At 34.9% G+C, this 17,329-nt stretch carries 14 protein-coding genes; 11 read left to right on the top strand and 3 right to left on the bottom strand.

Annotation, left to right across the window (positions count from 1 at the left end):
* Positions 1-159 precede the first annotated feature (159 nt).
* Together ACFFVB_RS09155 and ACFFVB_RS09150 are read left to right on the top strand one after the other, a co-directional pair.
* Positions 160-591: an alpha-ketoglutarate decarboxylase gene (locus ACFFVB_RS09155; RefSeq protein ID WP_382382422.1), complete on the top strand. Its 432-nt coding sequence runs from the start codon at positions 160-162 to the stop codon at positions 589-591.
* Between the two features lie 58 nt (positions 592-649).
* The gene (locus tag ACFFVB_RS09150) at positions 650-787 is read left to right on the top strand and encodes a hypothetical protein (RefSeq protein WP_382382421.1); all 138 of its coding nucleotides are present in this window, start codon (positions 650-652) and stop codon (positions 785-787) included.
* A gap of 192 nt (positions 788-979) precedes the next feature.
* On the opposite strand, the gene ACFFVB_RS09145 is transcribed toward ACFFVB_RS09150, so the two are convergent.
* Positions 980-1,330, bottom strand: a complete 351-nt coding sequence (locus ACFFVB_RS09145) for a hypothetical protein (protein WP_382382420.1) — start codon at positions 1,328-1,330, stop codon at positions 980-982.
* A 13-nt stretch (positions 1,331-1,343) separates the two neighbouring features.
* Positions 1,344-2,318 carry a polyprenyl synthetase family protein gene (locus ACFFVB_RS09140; protein WP_382382419.1) on the bottom strand — a complete coding sequence of 325 codons (975 nt, stop codon included), beginning with the start codon at positions 2,316-2,318 and terminating at the stop codon, positions 1,344-1,346.
* Between the two features lie 129 nt (positions 2,319-2,447).
* On the opposite strand from ACFFVB_RS09140, the gene ACFFVB_RS09135 reads away from it, so the two are divergent.
* From ACFFVB_RS09135 to ACFFVB_RS09100, 8 genes are all read left to right on the top strand, one after another.
* Positions 2,448-3,056, top strand: a complete 609-nt coding sequence (locus ACFFVB_RS09135; RefSeq protein WP_382382418.1) for a TetR/AcrR family transcriptional regulator — start codon at positions 2,448-2,450, stop codon at positions 3,054-3,056.
* A 3-nt stretch (positions 3,057-3,059) separates the two neighbouring features.
* Positions 3,060-4,403 carry a TolC family protein gene (locus tag ACFFVB_RS09130; protein ID WP_382382417.1) on the top strand — a complete coding sequence of 448 codons (1,344 nt, stop codon included), beginning with the start codon at positions 3,060-3,062 and terminating at the stop codon, positions 4,401-4,403.
* Between the two features lie 11 nt (positions 4,404-4,414).
* A complete protein-coding gene (locus tag ACFFVB_RS09125) occupies positions 4,415-5,581 on the top strand; it encodes an efflux RND transporter periplasmic adaptor subunit (protein WP_382382416.1) in 1,167 nt (388 codons plus the stop codon).
* A 9-nt stretch (positions 5,582-5,590) separates the two neighbouring features.
* On the top strand, positions 5,591-9,070 hold the full coding sequence (locus tag ACFFVB_RS09120) for an efflux RND transporter permease subunit (RefSeq protein ID WP_382382415.1): 3,480 nt from the start codon (positions 5,591-5,593) through the stop codon (positions 9,068-9,070).
* A 106-nt stretch (positions 9,071-9,176) separates the two neighbouring features.
* Positions 9,177-10,931 (top strand): aspartate--tRNA ligase, encoded by a 1,755-nt coding sequence (gene aspS / locus ACFFVB_RS09115; RefSeq protein WP_382382414.1) that lies wholly within the window; start codon positions 9,177-9,179, stop codon positions 10,929-10,931.
* Between the two features lie 40 nt (positions 10,932-10,971).
* On the top strand, positions 10,972-12,765 hold the full coding sequence (locus ACFFVB_RS09110; RefSeq protein WP_382382413.1) for a chloride channel protein: 1,794 nt from the start codon (positions 10,972-10,974) through the stop codon (positions 12,763-12,765).
* Positions 12,766-12,815: 50 nt separating this feature from the next.
* Positions 12,816-14,603 (top strand): chloride channel protein, encoded by a 1,788-nt coding sequence (locus ACFFVB_RS09105; RefSeq protein ID WP_382382412.1) that lies wholly within the window; start codon positions 12,816-12,818, stop codon positions 14,601-14,603.
* Between the two features lie 193 nt (positions 14,604-14,796).
* A complete protein-coding gene (locus ACFFVB_RS09100) occupies positions 14,797-15,036 on the top strand; it encodes a hypothetical protein (RefSeq protein WP_382382411.1) in 240 nt (79 codons plus the stop codon).
* On the opposite strand, the gene ACFFVB_RS09095 is transcribed toward ACFFVB_RS09100, so the two are convergent.
* Complete coding sequence (locus tag ACFFVB_RS09095; protein ID WP_382382410.1) at positions 15,033-15,482, bottom strand: nucleoside deaminase; 450 nt, start codon at positions 15,480-15,482, stop codon at positions 15,033-15,035. The two genes, ACFFVB_RS09100 and ACFFVB_RS09095, sit on opposite strands and share 4 nt — an antisense overlap.
* A gap of 40 nt (positions 15,483-15,522) precedes the next feature.
* Here ACFFVB_RS09095 and dxs point away from each other — a divergent pair, with 40 nt between their 5' ends.
* A complete protein-coding gene (dxs, locus tag ACFFVB_RS09090) occupies positions 15,523-17,295 on the top strand; it encodes a 1-deoxy-D-xylulose-5-phosphate synthase (RefSeq protein ID WP_382382409.1) in 1,773 nt (590 codons plus the stop codon).
* Positions 17,296-17,329: the final 34 nt, after the last annotated feature.

Below are 17,329 nucleotides of genomic sequence, written 5' to 3'. Positions count from 1 at the left end.
ACTAAACTTAGATGTAATTTTATTATATTTATAACAGATTTATACTTCACTTTTTTTCGAACAATGAACAAAAACGACTTATTTATTATCAAAAACGCAATCCTTATTTTATTATTTTCGCTTTGTTTTAAGAATATCTCTGCACAAAATTCACATTTAATGGACAATATTAGATTTGGAGGAGGCATTGGATTAAGTTTTGGTAATGAGTTTTTTAGCGGCACATTAGAACCTTCAGCCATTTACCAAGTTAATCCTCAATTTGCTTTTGGGGCTGGTTTAAATTTCACTTACAACTCTCAAAAGAATTTTTATAAATCTACTACAATAGGAGGTACACTTACAGCTCTTTTCAATCCAATACAAAATATCCAACTGTCTGGAGAATTCCAACAATTACACGTTAACAGAAAATACGACAATGATAGGGTATTATTTGAAGACGAAAAATATTGGTTCCCAGCTTTGCTTTTAGGAGTCGGGTACCAAACAAACAATGTAACCGTTGGCGTGCGCTACGACGTGCTTTACGACGACGACAAAAGTATTTACGCCACACCTTGGGCGCCATTTATAAGAGTATATTTTTAATTGATAGCGATAATTTATTATTCTTATTTATTATACTTTTCCCAAAAAAAAGAATAACATGGAAAAATTATTAAAAATTATTGGAGCTGCCTGGGGAGCTAAAAAAATAGGTGGCGGAAAATGTGGGTGTATAGGAACTGTGGTTGTTTTTTTAATTCTATATTGGTTATTAGGATTCGTGTTTAACATGTTTTAAACTATAACCAAATAGACATAAACTTAAGTAACGTAAACACTCCTTAACACACTTGATTCTTTTAAAAGGAAATATTATAAAGCATCTTAAGATCTATGCTTTCTTAAATACTAGTATAAAAACTATAATGGTGTCACAAAATCCCACAAAAGATTCTTGACACCATTTCATTAGATTATAACAGTAATCGCCTTACTTATATTGATGTTTAAACCAAACCTTTTGCCACTCGCGTTTTAATATTAGAAATGTAACCTGTTCAGACAACTTTAACGTATCGCTACCATCTAGACTTTTAATTTGTGTTTCAGACACATCTATAATATAGAGCAGATTTAAATATTCTGCGAATGCATTTTGGATTAACTGAAAAACGGTTTCGTGAAGTTGAATTTTCAATTCGTCTGGTAAAATAGTAGATTCTACATCAAAATCTACATTTGCCAATCGGAAGTCTTTATTTAATTGAAACACCAAATTACCGTACAATTCATATTGTAAGGATGTGTTTAATAGGCCTTGTATCGTTTCTGGAGGATTCAAAATAATTTGATATTTATACTTTTCGGGTCATTAAATTTTCACCAAATTGCCTTAATAAATCTTTTTCATTATCGCTAATATCTAACGCATCTAGCACAGAAAATGCTTGTTTAGTATAACTTTCAATTTCTTTGGTTGTCGCCCTAGCAGCACCACTACTTATAAACAATTGCTTTACCGATTGGACTTTATCATTACTATCGGTTGGACTTACACTAAACAAATCTTGAAGTTCTTGCTGTTGCTCTGCTTCAGAAAACTCTAAAGCTTTTAAATATAAGAACGTTTTTTTATTCTCTATAATATCACCTCCCACTTGCTTTCCAAAGGTTTTTGGATCTCCAAAAGCATCTAAATAATCGTCTTGTAGTTGGAATGCAATTCCTAAATTTCTTCCAAAATTATAAATGCCTTCTTGCTCTGCTTTTGAGGCTTTTGCAACAATTGCACCCATTTGCATGGCAGCCCCTACTAAAACAGCGGTTTTATATTCGATCATTTTTAGATATTCTGGAATCGTTACATCGTCACGATTTTCAAAATCTACATCGTACTGTTGTCCTTCGCAAACCTCTAAAGCGGTTTTACTAAAAAGCCGAGCTAAATCTCTAAAGACTTCAGGCTCGTAGTTTTCGAACAATTGGTACGCCATGATTAACATTGCATCTCCAGACAAAATCCCAGTGTTTACATCCCACTTTTCATGAACAGTCTGATTTCCACGACGTAAAGGAGCATCGTCCATAATATCGTCATGCACTAATGAAAAATTATGAAACACCTCTATACTTAGAGCCGCATTTAAAGCTGTTTTATAATTGGCGTTAAAAATTTCAGCCGTCATTAAAGTTAAAACGGGTCTTAAACGCTTACCTCCTAAATGTAAAATATATGTAATCGGATCGTATAAAGAGGCTGGCTCTTTATCTGTTTTATATTGTTTTAAAAAGGAAATAAACTCCTCTTGATAAAATGGTATGTTTTGCATCCTGCAAAAATAACAGAATAAACGTTATTACCGCATAGAATTTCTCAATGTTAACAAACAATTAAAACTATGGAAACTTTATTTGTTTTAGAAGTTTCCTTATCTATATTTGCACCGAATTAAATGCTAATGAAAGATAAAATTATTATTAAATCGGCTGAGTTATTTTTAAATCTAGGATTTAAAAGTGTGACTATGGACGATATTGCGAATGAGATGGCCATTTCTAAAAAAACCATTTATCAGTATTTCGAAACCAAAACCAAATTAATAGAAGCTACGGCCATCTATAAATTTGATCGTATTTCGGAATCTATAGATGCTATTTGCACTTTAGAGGCCAACCCGATCGATGAACTTTTTAAAATAAAAGAGTTTATTAGAACCTACATGAGTAATCAAAAAAAATCGCCTGAGTTTCAATTAAAAAAATACTATCCACGTATCCATTCCATTTTAAGACAAAAACAATTTGAAGTGATGCAGGACTGTATTAAGGACAATTTAAACCGAGGAATAGCTGCTGGACTTTATAGGGCAGATTTAGATAACGATTTTATTTCAAGAATTTACTTTAGTTCGATGAATGCACTTAAAGACGACGAAATATTTCCTGCTAACAAATTTACATTAGCACAATTATTAGATAATTACCTTGAATACCATTTAAGAGGCATCTGTACACCTCTAGGTATTGACTTTTTAAACGAAAAAAAAAAAAACAATAATCAACATTAAGTAATGAGAAACAAGCTAATAATACTCTTTAGTTTATACCTAAGTTTTACGGCCTTCGCACAAGAAGTTCCCGTTTCATTTAGCTTACAAGAAGCCATAGATTACGCTTTAACACATAACAGAACCGTTAAAAATGCGGCTCGAGATATAGAAATTGCAGAAGAGCAAAAATGGGAAACCACCGCTACAGGTTTACCGCAAATTAGTGCTGCTGTAGATTACCAAAACTGGATTAAGCAGCAAGTATCCTTACTTCCAGGCGAAATTGTAGGTGGAACTCCAGGCACCTTTATCCCTGTAGAGTTTAGTCCGAAACAAAACATTGGGGCTACAGCAACTTTAAATCAGTTACTTTTCGACGGCTCGTATATTGTCGGCTTACAGGCAGCAAAAGTATATCTTCAAATTTCTGAAAACTCTAAAATTAAAACAGACCTTGAAGTTAGAAAGGCAGTTATTAACGCATACGGAAACGTATTACTTACAAACGAAAGTTTAAATATTTTAGAAAGCAACAAAGCCATTTTAGAATCGAATTTAAATGAAATTCAGAAAACTTATGAAAATGGTTTAGAGGAAGAAGAAAGTGTAGAACAAATTAAAATTACCCTTTCTGGTTTAATCAGTGATTTAAATAATGTAAAACGTTTAAATGTATTATCGTACCAAATGCTAAACATTACATTAGGAATCGATTTAAATACAGATACAACACTTACAGATAACCTTGAAATATTAGCCTTGCAATACACATCTTTAGAAGCTTTAGCAGCAGACGAAAATGTAGAAAACACTATAGATTATCTTATTGCACAAAACGATGTAGAAAGCAAAGACTTATTTGTAAAGTTAGCTATGAGTGATGGCTTACCAACATTAAGTGCTTTTGTTAACGGAGGATATAGCGCCTATGGCGAAGAATTCGGGTTCTTTAAAGATAGTCAAAAATGGTACGGATCTTCTCTGTTTGGTGTAAACTTAAGTATTCCTATTTTTAGCTCTTTAGGACGTTCGGCAGCAACACAGCAAGCTCGAATTGATTTAGATAAAGCAAATGAATCTTTAGTTGATACCGAGCAACAACTTAAATTTCAAATTGCAACTGCTAAGAGCGAATACCAATATGCTATAGAAGATTATTCAAACAAAAAAGAAAATTTAAACCTAGCAGAACGCATAGAACGTAAAAACCAAACAAAATTCTTTGAAGGGATTTCGTCAAGTTTCGATTTACGTCAAGCACAAACACAACTCTATTCCGCACAACAAGAATATTTACAATCTATGTTAGATATCATAAATAAAAAAGCAGAACTAGACGCCATTTTAAGCAATTTAAACAACTAAACATGTCAATAATGAAACACATATATACAATCGCCGCACTTACTTTTCTATTAATTTCCTGCGGAGGAAAAGAAAAATCTGTAGATGAAATTTTAGCAGAAGGAAATCTTGAAACCATTCGTGAAAGACGTACAGCATTAGAAACACAACAAATCGCTTTAAGTGACCAGATTAGATTAATTGATGAAAAAATCGAATCACTAGACGATACTAAAAAACTGCCTTTAGTAACTACGGTTAAAGCTGTATCAGAAAACTTTGTTCATTATTTAGAACTACAAGGAAGTGTGCAAACCAAGCAAAATATCGTTATCTATCCTGAATTATCTGGAATATTACAAAACGTTTTTGTTAAAGAAGGACAACAAGTAAGTAAAGGACAGGCTTTAGCTAAAATAGACGATGGCGGTTTAGAACAACAAGTCGCACAAATGCAAATTCAATTGGCTTTAGCAGAAACAACTTTCGAACGCCAGAAACGTCTTTGGGATCAAAAAATCGGTAGTGAAATTCAGTTTCTTCAAGCAAAATCAACGTACGAAGCTCAAGAACAAGCGGTAAATCAATTAAAATCTCAGTTGGCTAAAACAACTATTGTTGCACCTTTTTCAGGAGTAATCGACGATATTATTACAGACCAAGGTAGTGTTGTTATGCCGGGACAATCGCAATTAATTAGAATTGTGAACCTTAAAGACATGTATATAGAAACGGAAGTACCAGAAAACTATATTTCAGATGTGGTTGAAGGTAAACAAGTAAAGGTAGAATTTCCAGTTTTAGGAACCTCTGTAGACACAGAAGTACGCCAGGCTAGTAATTTTATTAACCCAGCAAACAGAACCTTTAAAGTGGAAGTTGCTGTTCCTAATAAAGAAAAAAACATAAAGCCTAACTTAACTGCTAAGCTTAAAATTAACGATTACACGAATCAAAATGCTGTATTAATCCCGTTAAGCATCATTTCTGAAAACGCAAACGGAGAACAATATATTTATGTTATCAAGAATAAGGAGTCAAATAACGAAGGTCTTGCAGAACGTGTAATTATTAAAACAGGAAAAACACAAGGCGACATCATCGAAGTATTAAGTGGTATCGAAGCTGGCGCAGAAATCATTAAAGAAGGTGCACGTAGTGTAACAGATGGACAAACAGTAAAAGTTATTAAATACTAAGCCGAAATCATGACAAAACACAAAAAGAAAATCGACAAAGAATTCGGAATGTCGTCGTGGGCAATTAATAACAAAACCACGATTTATGTGATTATGGCTGTAATTTTCTATTTAGGAATTACCGCATATTACCACATGCCTCGCGAAAGCTTCCCTGAAGTTGTAGAAACAAAAATATATGTAAGCTCAATATACCCTGGAAACACAGCAGAAGATATTGAAAAACTAATAACAGATCCTTTAGAAGACAAGTTAAAAACCATAAGTAACGTGGTTGAAATCACGTCTACATCTCAGGAAGATTATTCTATGATTGTTGTAGAATTTGACGAAGATATTTCTGTAGAAGCCGCAAAACAAAAGGTTAAAGACGAAATAGATTCTGAAACTGCTGGAGAAGATTGGCCTACATTTAACGATGCCAAAGTAGAGCCTAATGCTTTCGATTTAAACCTATCGGAAGAAATGCCTATTCTTAACATTAATATCTCTGGAGATTATCCAGTAGATAAATTGAAAGATTTTGGTGAATACCTTCAAGATGAAATTGAAGACCTTCAAGAAATCAAACAAGTAGACATTCGTGGTGCGCAAGAAAAAGAAGTAGAAATTGCAGTAGACATTTATAAAATGATGGCGGCGCAAGTGAGTTTCGACGATGTTATTAATTCTGTACGCGGTGGAAACGTAACCATGTCTGCAGGAAATTTAATTTCAAGCGGACAGCGTCGTACGATTAGAATTTTAGGTGAAGTTGAAGATCCTCAACTATTAAATAACTTTGTTATAAAATCGGATAACGGCAATCCTATTTACTTAAAAGATGTTGCTAGTGTAACGTTTAAAGAAAAAGACAGAACAACTTATGCTCGAGAATTCGGACATCGTGTAGTGATGTTAGATGTAAAAAAACGAGCTGGAAAAAACATGGTAGATGCTGCAGAGCAAATTCAGCAAATTGTAGCAGACACCAAAGAAAATGTATTCCCACAAGATTTAACCGTAAGCATTACAAACGACCAATCTTCTGTAACTATTGGGGCAGTAGACGATTTAGTAAACAATATTATTTTTGGTGTTATCCTTGTAATTACAGTCCTAATGTTTTTCTTAGGGTTTAAAAATGCACTCTTTGTAGGTTTCGCCATACCGATGTCTATGTTTATGTCTTTAATGATATTAGACTTCCTAGGCTACACCTTAAATACTATGGTACTGTTTGGTCTTATTATGGGACTGGGAATGCTGGTAGATAACGGTATTGTGGTTGTAGAAAACGTATACCGTTTAATGGACGAGGAAGGCATGAGCCGTAAGAAAGCCGCTAAAGTCGGTATTGGAGAAATTGCTTTTCCTATTATTATATCAACAGCTACGACAGTTGCAGCATTTATTCCGCTAGGACTTTGGCCTGGGGTAATGGGTAAGTTTATGATTCTTCTCCCAATTACATTATCAACCGTATTAGGTTCATCTTTAATTGTTGCTATTTTCTTTAACTCGGTATTGGTATCTAAATTCATGACTGTTGAAGACGTAGATATGCCTTTAAAAAATATTGTTACTATAACTGGTATTATTACAATAATAGGTATACTAATATTAATATTTGGTGGAGACTATAGAGGATTGGGTGGTCTAATGCTTTTCACTAGTGCAATGCTCTGGATTTACAGATTGTTTTTGCGTAAGTGGTCAAATACCTTCCAAACTAAAATCCTGGTGAAATTTGAAAACCTTTACGAACGTGAATTACGTCGTGCATTAAGTAAAAGGTGGCCGGCTTTTATTACCATTATTACGTTTATTGGGTTAATCGTATCATTTATCGCTTTTGGAGCATCGTTAAAATCTCAACGTACAAAAGTTGAATTTTTCCCAGATAACAAACCCAATCAGATTATTGTTTATGTAGAATATCCTGAAGGTACCGATATCGAAAAAACCAATACGATTACTAAGGAAATAGAGAAAAAAGTATATGCTGTTTTAGACGACGATGCGTATAAAGATGGTGACTATAACTTTTTAGTAGAAAGTGCTGTTTCGCAAGTTGGAGAAGGTGCAGGAAATCCACAAACCGATGGAGGTTCTGCCGCAGAAATGCCTCATAAAGCAAAAATTACAGCATCCATGCGTGAGTACAAATACAGACGTGGTGCAGATAGTGAATTACTACGTCAGAAAGTACAAAAAGCGTTAGTTGGTATTTATCCTGGAATTTTAATTTCGGTTGAAAAAGATCAGAACGGACCGCCAACAGGTGCGCCTATTAATATTGAAATAGAAGGTAACGACTACGAAGAACTTATTGGTTTGGCTCAAGAAATGCGAGATTTTATAAATCAGAAAAGCATTCCGGGTATCGATGAATTAAAGATCGATGTTAATAAAGGGAAACCAACGATGTTAGTAGAAGTAGACCGTGCTAAATCTGGAGAACTTGGTGTTAGTGCAAGTCAGGTTGGAACACAGTTAAGGAATTCAATTTTTGGTAGTAAAGCTGGAGTGTACAAAGAAGATGGAGACGATTACGATATCTATGTACGTTTTAACGAAGCCAATAGATATAATACGAGTGCGATTTTTAATCAGAAAATTACATTTAGAGATAATACCGGGAAAATTAAAGAAATTCCCGTTTCTGCCGTAGCAAAACAAAGTAACACTTCTGGATATAGTGCTATTAAACATAAAGACACGAAACGAGTAGTTACCGTTTATTCCGCTTTATCTCCAGGTTTTACAGATGCCGCAGCTATTGTGAATAAAGTACAACGAGAAATGAAAGCCTTTAAAGGTTTACCGGCAGATGTAAAAATCGATTATACCGGACAAATTGAAGAACAAAATAAGCAAATGAAATTCTTAATGGGTGCATTCTTTACAGGATTATCTCTTATCTTTTTCATCTTAATTTTCCAATTCAATTCTGTATCTAAGCCAGGAATAATTATGTTGGCCATTTTCTTAAGTTTTATTGGTGTATTTGGCGGATTAGTAATTACGGGAGATCCTTTTGTTATTATGATGACCATGATGGGAATTATTTCATTAGCTGGTATTGTAGTAAACAACGGAGTAGTACTTCTAGATTACGCGCAACTCCTTATAGATAGAAAGAAAATTGCATTAGATATGGATGATGACGACTATTTAGAGCATGATGATTTATTCGAATGTATTGTACATGCTGGAAAAGCACGTTTACGTCCCGTATTATTAACGGCAATCACCACCATTTTAGGTCTTATTCCGTTAGCAATTGGATTAAACATTAACTTCTTTACATTGGTTAGCGATTTTAATCCTAACATCTATATTGGAGGAGATAACGTAGTATTCTGGGGACCTTTAGCTTGGACCGTAATCTACGGATTATTCGTAGCAACATTCTTAACCCTAATTGTCGTTCCTGTATTCTTCTACCTAACCTCACGATTTAAAATGTGGTTATCAGAAAAACGAATTGCAAGTGTAGCCGACTAACGAAAAGGTTGTAATACGCAAACTAATAAATCCGAGGTATAATGCTTCGGATTTATTAGTTTATAATCATTTATCTTCATTAAATTTGCACATCAAAAATTTAGATATGTATAGAAGTAATAATTGTGGCGAACTAAGATCGTCTCATATAAATAATGAAGTAACACTTTCTGGTTGGGTACAAAAAGTACGTGACAAAGGATTTATGGTTTGGGTAGATTTACGAGATCGTTATGGTATTACTCAACTTATTTTTGATGAAGAGCGCACACCAAAAGCCATGATGGAGCAAGCTCAGAAATTAGGTCGTGAATTCGTAATTCAAGTTAAAGGAACGGTTATAGAACGTGATTCTAAAAACCCAAATATTCCTACTGGAGATATCGAAATTTTAGTTTCAGAATTAACTATTTTGAACACGGCTTTAACGCCTCCATTCACCATAGAAGATAAAACCGATGGAGGAGAAGAATTACGTATGAAATATCGTTACCTAGATATTCGTCGTAATCCTGTAAAAAACAACTTAATTTTCCGTCATAAAGTGACTCAAGAGGTTAGAAATTTCCTTTCTAATCAAGACTTTATTGAAGTGGAAACACCATATTTAATTAAATCGACTCCAGAAGGCGCACGTGATTTTGTGGTCCCTTCAAGAATGAACGAAGGTCAGTTTTATGCTTTGCCACAGTCGCCACAAACCTTTAAGCAATTGCTTATGGTTGGAGGTATGGATAAATATTTCCAGATTGTAAAGTGTTTTAGAGATGAAGATTTACGTGCCGACAGACAGCCGGAATTCACACAAATTGACTGTGAAATGGCGTTTGTAGAGCAGGACGATATTTTAGATGTATTTGAAGGCTTAACACGTCACTTACTTAAAGAAGTAAATGGTGTAGAGATTGAAAAATTCCCGAGAATGCTGTACGACGATGCCATGCGTTTATATGGAAACGATAAACCAGACATCCGTTTCGGAATGGAATTCGGAGAATTAAATGCAGTAACACAACATAAAGACTTCAAGGTTTTTAATGATGCTGAGTTAGTTGTTGGTATTGCTGTTCCTGGCGGAAACAGTTATACACGTAAAGAAATAGACAAATTAATCGAGTGGGTTAAGCGTCCGCAAGTTGGTGCGTTAGGAATGATTTATTCTCGTTGTAATGAGGATGGAACGTATAAATCTTCAGTAGATAAATTTTACGATCAAGACGATTTAGCAAAATGGGCTGAAATTACAAATGCCAAAGCAGGCGATTTAGTTTGTGTGCTTTCTGGACCAACAAATAAAGTTCGTGCACAATTAAGTGCCTTACGTATGGAATTAGCAACGCGTTTAGGATTAAGAGATCCTAAAGTATTTGCTCCATTATGGGTCATGGACTTTCCGCTTTTAGAATGGGATGAAGATACTGAGCGTTACCACGCCATGCACCACCCATTTACATCTCCAAAACCAGGTCAAATAGAATTATTAGACACTAATCCTGGAGAGGTAAAAGCCAATGCTTACGATTTAGTTTTAAATGGTAATGAAATTGGAGGAGGTTCTATTCGTATTCACGATAAAGCAACGCAAGCCATTATGCTAAAACATTTAGGCTTCTCTGAAGCAGATGCCAAAGCGCAATTTGGATTCTTAATGGATGCGTTCGAATATGGTGCACCACCACACGGTGGATTAGCATTTGGACTAGACCGTTTGGTAGCCATCCTTGGCGGACAAGAAACCATTCGGGATTTTATTGCATTCCCGAAAAACAATTCTGGTCGCGATGTGATGATTGATGCGCCTTCTAAAATAGACGATGCACAACTTGAAGAGCTAAGCTTAAAATTAAACATAAAATCATAACTATTAAATCCCGCCAATGCGGGATTTTTAAACTCTAATTATGCCAACACAAAAAAAATCTCTACTTACAAAATTTCTACTTTGGAAAACAAAACATGTTAGCCATAGAAATTTCGTGTACTTTTTAAGTATTGTAGTTGGTTTAATAGCGGGATTAGGTGCTGTAATTCTTAAAAATTCGACACACTACATTCAGCACCTTATAGAAACTAAAGTCGTTAGTGGTTATCATCACCCCTTTTACTTTTTGTTTCCTTTAGTTGGTTTAACGTTAACCTATTTGGTTAAAAAATACGTTGTACGCCAAGAATTTGGTCATGGAATTCCCTCTACCCTTCGCGCCATTGCAAAGAAAAAAGGGATTATGAGACAATATCAAATGTTCTCTGCATTAGTTACCGCGCCACTTACCGTGGGATTTGGTGGTTCTGTCGGACTAGAAGGCCCAACAGTTTCAACGGCAGCAGCGATAAGTTCTAATATTTCAAGATTATTCCATACCAATCAAGCAACACGTACCTTATTAATGGGATGTGCTGCTGCAGGTGCGATTGCTTGTATATTTAAAGCGCCTATTGCTGCCATTATTTTTGCTATAGAAGTGTTTAGTTTAGATTTAACATTACTCTCTTTACTCCCACTTCTAATATCTTCAATTTCTGGTGTATTATTATCCTATTTTTTCTATGGATCGGATACGATATTACCTTTCCAATTGGTTGATATTTTTACACTCGAACAAGTTCCATTTTTTATAGCATTTGGTATTTTAGCTGCTTTAACATCCATCTATTTTACTAAAGTTTACGCCTTCTTTCACGATTTTTTTGACAGCATTAAGTCGCCTATAAAACGATTATTAATTGGAGGAGCAGGACTTGGAGTTATCGTGTTTTTTATTCCTCCTCTTTATGGTGAAGGATTCGAAGTGATAAACAATATGGTTACAGGTAATTTTAACGAGGTCGTTACCGATAACTTCTTACATATAGACATTACAAACAATTGGGCAATTCTAGCCTTATTGCTTGGTTTAATAATGTTTAAAGTTATTGCTAGTGCGCTTACTTTTGGAGCTGGAGGTATTGGTGGGATCTTCTCCCCTAGCTTATTTATGGGTTCTGTTCTAGGTTTCGGATTTGCTAAATTTATAAACACCTTAGGATTCTTTAGATTACATTTATCCGAAAGCAATTTTACGCTAGTCGGTATGGCAGGTGTACTTGGAGGCGTCTTACAAGCTCCACTTACCGCTATTTTCTTAATTGCAGAATTAACTGGTGGTTATAAATTATTTATCCCATTAATGATTACTGTTGTTATTTGTTTTATTGTAACTAAATACTTCTTACCATATTCTGTGTACAGCATGGAATTAGCCAGAAAAGGTGATTTAATTACTCATGATAAAGATCAAGCGGTATTAACTTTAATGAATATCGAAGCCTTAATTGAAACCAAGTTTGTAAAGGTTAGCCCGGATATGAACTTAGGAGATATTGTACATAAAGCCGTTGTAAAATCGAATCGAAATATATTTCCTGTTATCAATGTGAAATCGAAAAAAATTGAAGGTATTATTCTCTTGGATGATATTAGACCAATTATGTTCGACCAAACCTTATATGAAGAAGTCTTTGCACGTGACGTGATGCAAGCACCACCAGAAATTATAGATTTACACAACGATAGAATGAAAGATATTATGAAGAAGTTTCAAGACTCAGGAGCTTGGAATCTGCCTGTAATTAGAGATGATAAGTATATCGGATTCATTTCAAAATCTAAACTACTTACAGCCTACCGTCGTCAGCTTATTAATTTCACCAGCTAATACCTGAAATCTAAATTTAATTACGCGTTTTTTTTTAGTATTTTTATACTATGCCATTCAGCACAAAACCCCTTCTTCGCCAATTTTTAATTTGGAAATACAAACATATTTCCGAAAGGCAATTTGTTTATATCCTGAGTATACTTATTGGTTTTTTATCAGGAATGGGTACAGTAATTCTTAAAAACCTCACCTATTTTATTCGCTCTCTTTTTGACTTAAATGTATTTAAAGACTCTGAAAGTGCGCTATACTTTATTCTTCCAATTATTGGTCTGTTACTTGTTTATATATTAAAACAAACTTGGCTAAAAAAACATATTGGACACGGTATCTCATCGACATTACATGCCATTTCAAAACTAAACGGCATCATCCCTAAATACAACATTTACGCTTCATTAATTACAGCACCATTAACCGCTGGATTTGGTGGATCGGTTGGATTACAAGGCCCAGCCGTTAGTATTGGTGCAGCATTGGGTTCTAACACGGCGCAATTGTTTCATATGAATACAAAAACAAGAATGCTTTTAATAGGTTGCGCTGCTGCCGGAGCTATGGCTTCCATGTTTAAAGCTCCATTAGCCGCTATTGTTTTTGCTGTAGAAATTTTCAGCTTAGATATCGCTTTCGTTTCTTTAGTTCCGCTTTTATTAGCATCTATTTCTGCCGTGGTCACCTCATACTTGTTTTTAGGAACCGATGTTCTACTTAATTTTAAATTAATAGATCAATTTATGGTCGAAGACATCCCGTTTTACATTCTATTAGGTTTAGTTACAGCATTAGCTTCCGTCTATTTTTCAAAAGTATTTTTTAACATTACAGCGTTCTTTAAACAATTTGAAAGTCGTGCTTTACGTCTTCTTATAGGTGGCGTTGCCATTGGCACCATGTTGTTTTTTATTCCGCAACTTTATGGTGAAGGTTACGGGCTAATGAATAATCTATTAAAAGGCGATCACATCACTGCTATTGGCCATACGCCTTTTAATGTAGACTTATCAAACATTTGGATTGTTATCCTTCTGCTTTTAGGAATATCAGCGTTTAAAGCCATTGCTATGACCGTTACTTTTGGAGCTGGAGGTGTGGGTGGTATTTTTATTCCAACACTTGTTATGGGCTCCACTTTAGGACATGCTTGCGCTAAAATAATTAACAATATTGGATTTGGTTTTCATGTATCTGAAACCAATTTTACGCTTATTGGCATGACCGGACTAATGGCAGGCGTGCTTCACGCACCGCTTACGGCTATTTTCCTTATTGCTGAAATTACAAGTGGTTATGAATTATTTGTGCCTTTAATGATTGTTTCTGCCATTTCATTTGCCATAACAAAACACTACGTATCTCATTCTATTTACACCATGAGATTGGCCGAACGTGGTGAACTTATGACCCACGATAAGGATAAAAACGTACTCATGGTTTTAGATATCGATAAGGTTATTGAAAACAACTTTATCATTTTAAAACCCGATATGAAACTTGGGCATATTTTAAAAAATGCAGTGTCAAAATCATCACGAAATCACTTTCCTGTCGTCAACGATAACCATGAATTCTTAGGATCGCTAAGACTAGACGATATCAGGCACATCATGTTTGACGCAGATAAGTACGACACTGTTAGTGTTTCAAACCTGATGCAAGTACCTGTAAGTCTTATTGATTACGATAAAGATTCCATGAACGTAATTATGGATAAATTTAAAACGAGTGGCGCATGGAATTTACCGGTAATTAAAGATGAAAAATACTATGGTTACATCTCTAAATCTAAACTTTTAACAGCCTATAGACATCAACTTATAGAATTCACAAGTTAAAGTTGTGAGTGCATTAAATTAAATCCCAAACAGTTAAGAAAAAGCTATAAATACACTCTAGATTGTTTGGATTCGAAACATTATTAATAGTATAGCATTTAATATTATAAGAGGCATAAACGACTAAATATCTATAAGTAATTGGTACTTTTAACGGCTTATAGATACCACTTAATAAACCGTACAAATTAACATGAAGCAACTCATAATTACACTAGGTCTTCTCGCCTTTGGAAGCATTTTTTCAGGTCTAATTTTCGACTTGCCTTACTCAGAAAAACTTATCGGCTATGGCGTTGTTGGCCTGTTTCTAGTCGTATTCCCTATATTTTCTTATTACCGATGGAAAGATAAAGATCCTAAAGATTATATGCTGACTAAAGAGAATTTAGAAAAGATGCGAGAAAAGGAAGGCGACGAAAGAAAGCTTTAATTTAGATTACGCTTTTCTACAAAAAAACGCGTCATTAAGGTTGAAGCTTCTTCGGCCATCACACCACCTTTTATAATCGTTTTAGGATGCAACTTTGTATTCAAATTAATACAACCTCGGGATTCATCTCTGGCGCCATAAACAATATGTGCAATCTGACTCCAATACAACGCACCACCGCACATTTGGCATGGCTCTAACGTTACATACAACGTACATTTTTTAAGATATTTTCCGCCTAAATAATTAGCAGCAGCCGTAATGGCTTGCATCTCGGCATGTGCTGTAACATCGTTTAAGGTTTCTGTTAAATTATGTGCCCGGGCTATAATTTTATTATCGATAACAATAACAGCACCAACCGGAATTTCTCCTTTATCGAAGGCCACCTCAGCTTCCTGAAGTGCTTTCTTCATAAAATAAGAATCATCAAAAATATTTTCCATGATGTAAAAATACAATTTCAAAACGTACATTTGTATCAGCATGACACATTTACTACAACATATTAATTCACCAGCAGATCTTCGATTATTGCCTAAAGAAGATTTACCGAAACTCGCAAAAGAATTGCGCGATTTTATTATTCAAATCGTCGCTACTAAAGAAGGACATTTGGGTGCCAGTTTAGGCGTTGTAGAGCTTACTATTGCTTTACATTATGTTTTTAATACACCAGACGATATTTTAATATGGGATGTTGGACACCAAGCTTACGTTCATAAAATACTAACAGAACGCAAAGCCCTTTTCGACACCAACAGACAGCTCGGAGGCTTGAGTGGCTTCCCCAAACGCGACGAGAGTAAATACGATGCTTTTGGCGTAGGACATTCGTCTACCTCGATTTCGGCGGCTCTAGGCATGGCTATTGGCTCTAAACTTAAAGGTGATTTTAACAAGCAACATGTTGCTATAATTGGAGATGCTTCTATTGCTAGTGGTATGGCTTTCGAAGGTTTAAATCATGCTGGTGTTACCGATGCCAATTTATTGGTCATTTTAAATGATAATGCCATTGGAATCGATCCAAGTGTAGGAGCTTTAAAAATGTATCTAACAAACGTTAAAAGAGAAACTCAGAAACAAGATAATATTTTTGAAGCACTAAATTTCAATTATTCAGGACCGATTGACGGACACGACTTACCTAAGGTAATTTCGGAATTAGAACGATTAAAAACAGTTAAAGGTCCTAAATTCCTACATCTAATAACGACTAAAGGAAAAGGATTAAAGCAAGCAGAATTAGATCAAGTAAAATATCATGCCCCGGGAAAATTTGATGCTAAAACCGGTGATTTATTTGCGAAATCAACAACCATATTACCTCCAAAATTCCAAGATGTTTTTGGTTATACCATAGTTGAATTAGCAAAAATCAATGAGAAAATAATTGGTATTACTCCGGCTATGCCAACAGGAAGTTCTTTAAAGTTTATGATGAAAGAATTTCCAGATCGTGCTTTCGATGTTGGTATTGCAGAGCAACATGCTGTGACTTTATCTGCGGGACTTACAACACAGGGTTTTATCCCATTTTGCAATATATATTCGACGTTTTTGCAACGGGCGTACGACCAAATTATTCATGATGTCGCCATTCAAAATTTACCCGTTATTTTTTGTTTGGATCGTGCAGGATTGGTTGGAGAAGATGGAGCTACACACCAAGGTGTTTTCGATATAGCCTATTTACGATGTATTCCAAACCTGATTATTTTTGCACCTAAAGACGAAGTCGAATTACGCAACATTATGTATACGGCTCAATTGGGATTAGAACACCCCATTGCCATTCGTTATCCGCGTGGTAGAGGTCGAGAATTAAATTGGAAACAGCCCTTTTCTAAAATAGAAATAGGCAAAGGAGAAATACTTAAACACGGAACAAAAATTGCCATATTGAGTATAGGAACAATGACTAATAACGTCGAAGATGCGCTAAGCTTATTAAACGAAAGTGAGCAAAACAGCATTGCTGTTTATAATATGCGATTTATAAAACCTTTAGACCACGCCTTATTACATACTATTTTAGGAACATACTCTAAAGTCTTCACTATTGAAGACGGGACGATTATAGGCGGCTTTGGAAGTGCCGTTTTAGAATTTGCTTCGACACACAACTACACCACTCCGATTAAAACCATTGGAATTCCTGATGAATTTATTGAACAGGGTTCTATTACAGAACTTCAGAAATCTTTAAATCTTGATGCCTCATCTTTAGCCGCGTTACTATTAAAAAGCATATAATATAATCGATACTATTATACTAAAAACAAAAAGA

This window comes from Formosa undariae, from assembly GCF_042427615.1.
Taxonomy (GTDB): domain Bacteria; phylum Bacteroidota; class Bacteroidia; order Flavobacteriales; family Flavobacteriaceae; genus Formosa; species Formosa undariae.
This window is presented reverse-complemented; position numbering and strand designations above follow the sequence as displayed.

What these genes read in the sequence shown, in the direction of transcription:
- ACFFVB_RS09125 (WP_382382416.1), top strand. Translation starts at nt 4,415, where the DNA reads ATGAAACACATATATACAATCGCCGCACTTACTTTTCTATTAATTTCC.
- ACFFVB_RS09130 (WP_382382417.1), top strand. Translation starts at nt 3,060, where the DNA reads ATGAGAAACAAGCTAATAATACTCTTTAGTTTATACCTAAGTTTTACG.
- ACFFVB_RS09150 (WP_382382421.1), top strand. Translation starts at nt 650, where the DNA reads ATGGAAAAATTATTAAAAATTATTGGAGCTGCCTGGGGAGCTAAAAAA.
- ACFFVB_RS09135 (WP_382382418.1), top strand. Translation starts at nt 2,448, where the DNA reads ATGAAAGATAAAATTATTATTAAATCGGCTGAGTTATTTTTAAATCTA.
- ACFFVB_RS09155 (WP_382382422.1), top strand. Translation starts at nt 160, where the DNA reads ATGGACAATATTAGATTTGGAGGAGGCATTGGATTAAGTTTTGGTAAT.
- aspS (WP_382382414.1), top strand. Translation starts at nt 9,177, where the DNA reads ATGTATAGAAGTAATAATTGTGGCGAACTAAGATCGTCTCATATAAAT.
- ACFFVB_RS09105 (WP_382382412.1), top strand. Translation starts at nt 12,816, where the DNA reads ATGCCATTCAGCACAAAACCCCTTCTTCGCCAATTTTTAATTTGGAAA.
- ACFFVB_RS09095 (WP_382382410.1), bottom strand. Translation starts at nt 15,482, where the DNA reads ATGGAAAATATTTTTGATGATTCTTATTTTATGAAGAAAGCACTTCAG.
- dxs (WP_382382409.1), top strand. Translation starts at nt 15,523, where the DNA reads ATGACACATTTACTACAACATATTAATTCACCAGCAGATCTTCGATTA.
- ACFFVB_RS09120 (WP_382382415.1), top strand. Translation starts at nt 5,591, where the DNA reads ATGACAAAACACAAAAAGAAAATCGACAAAGAATTCGGAATGTCGTCG.
- ACFFVB_RS09110 (WP_382382413.1), top strand. Translation starts at nt 10,972, where the DNA reads ATGCCAACACAAAAAAAATCTCTACTTACAAAATTTCTACTTTGGAAA.
- ACFFVB_RS09140 (WP_382382419.1), bottom strand. Translation starts at nt 2,318, where the DNA reads ATGCAAAACATACCATTTTATCAAGAGGAGTTTATTTCCTTTTTAAAA.
- ACFFVB_RS09100 (WP_382382411.1), top strand. Translation starts at nt 14,797, where the DNA reads ATGAAGCAACTCATAATTACACTAGGTCTTCTCGCCTTTGGAAGCATT.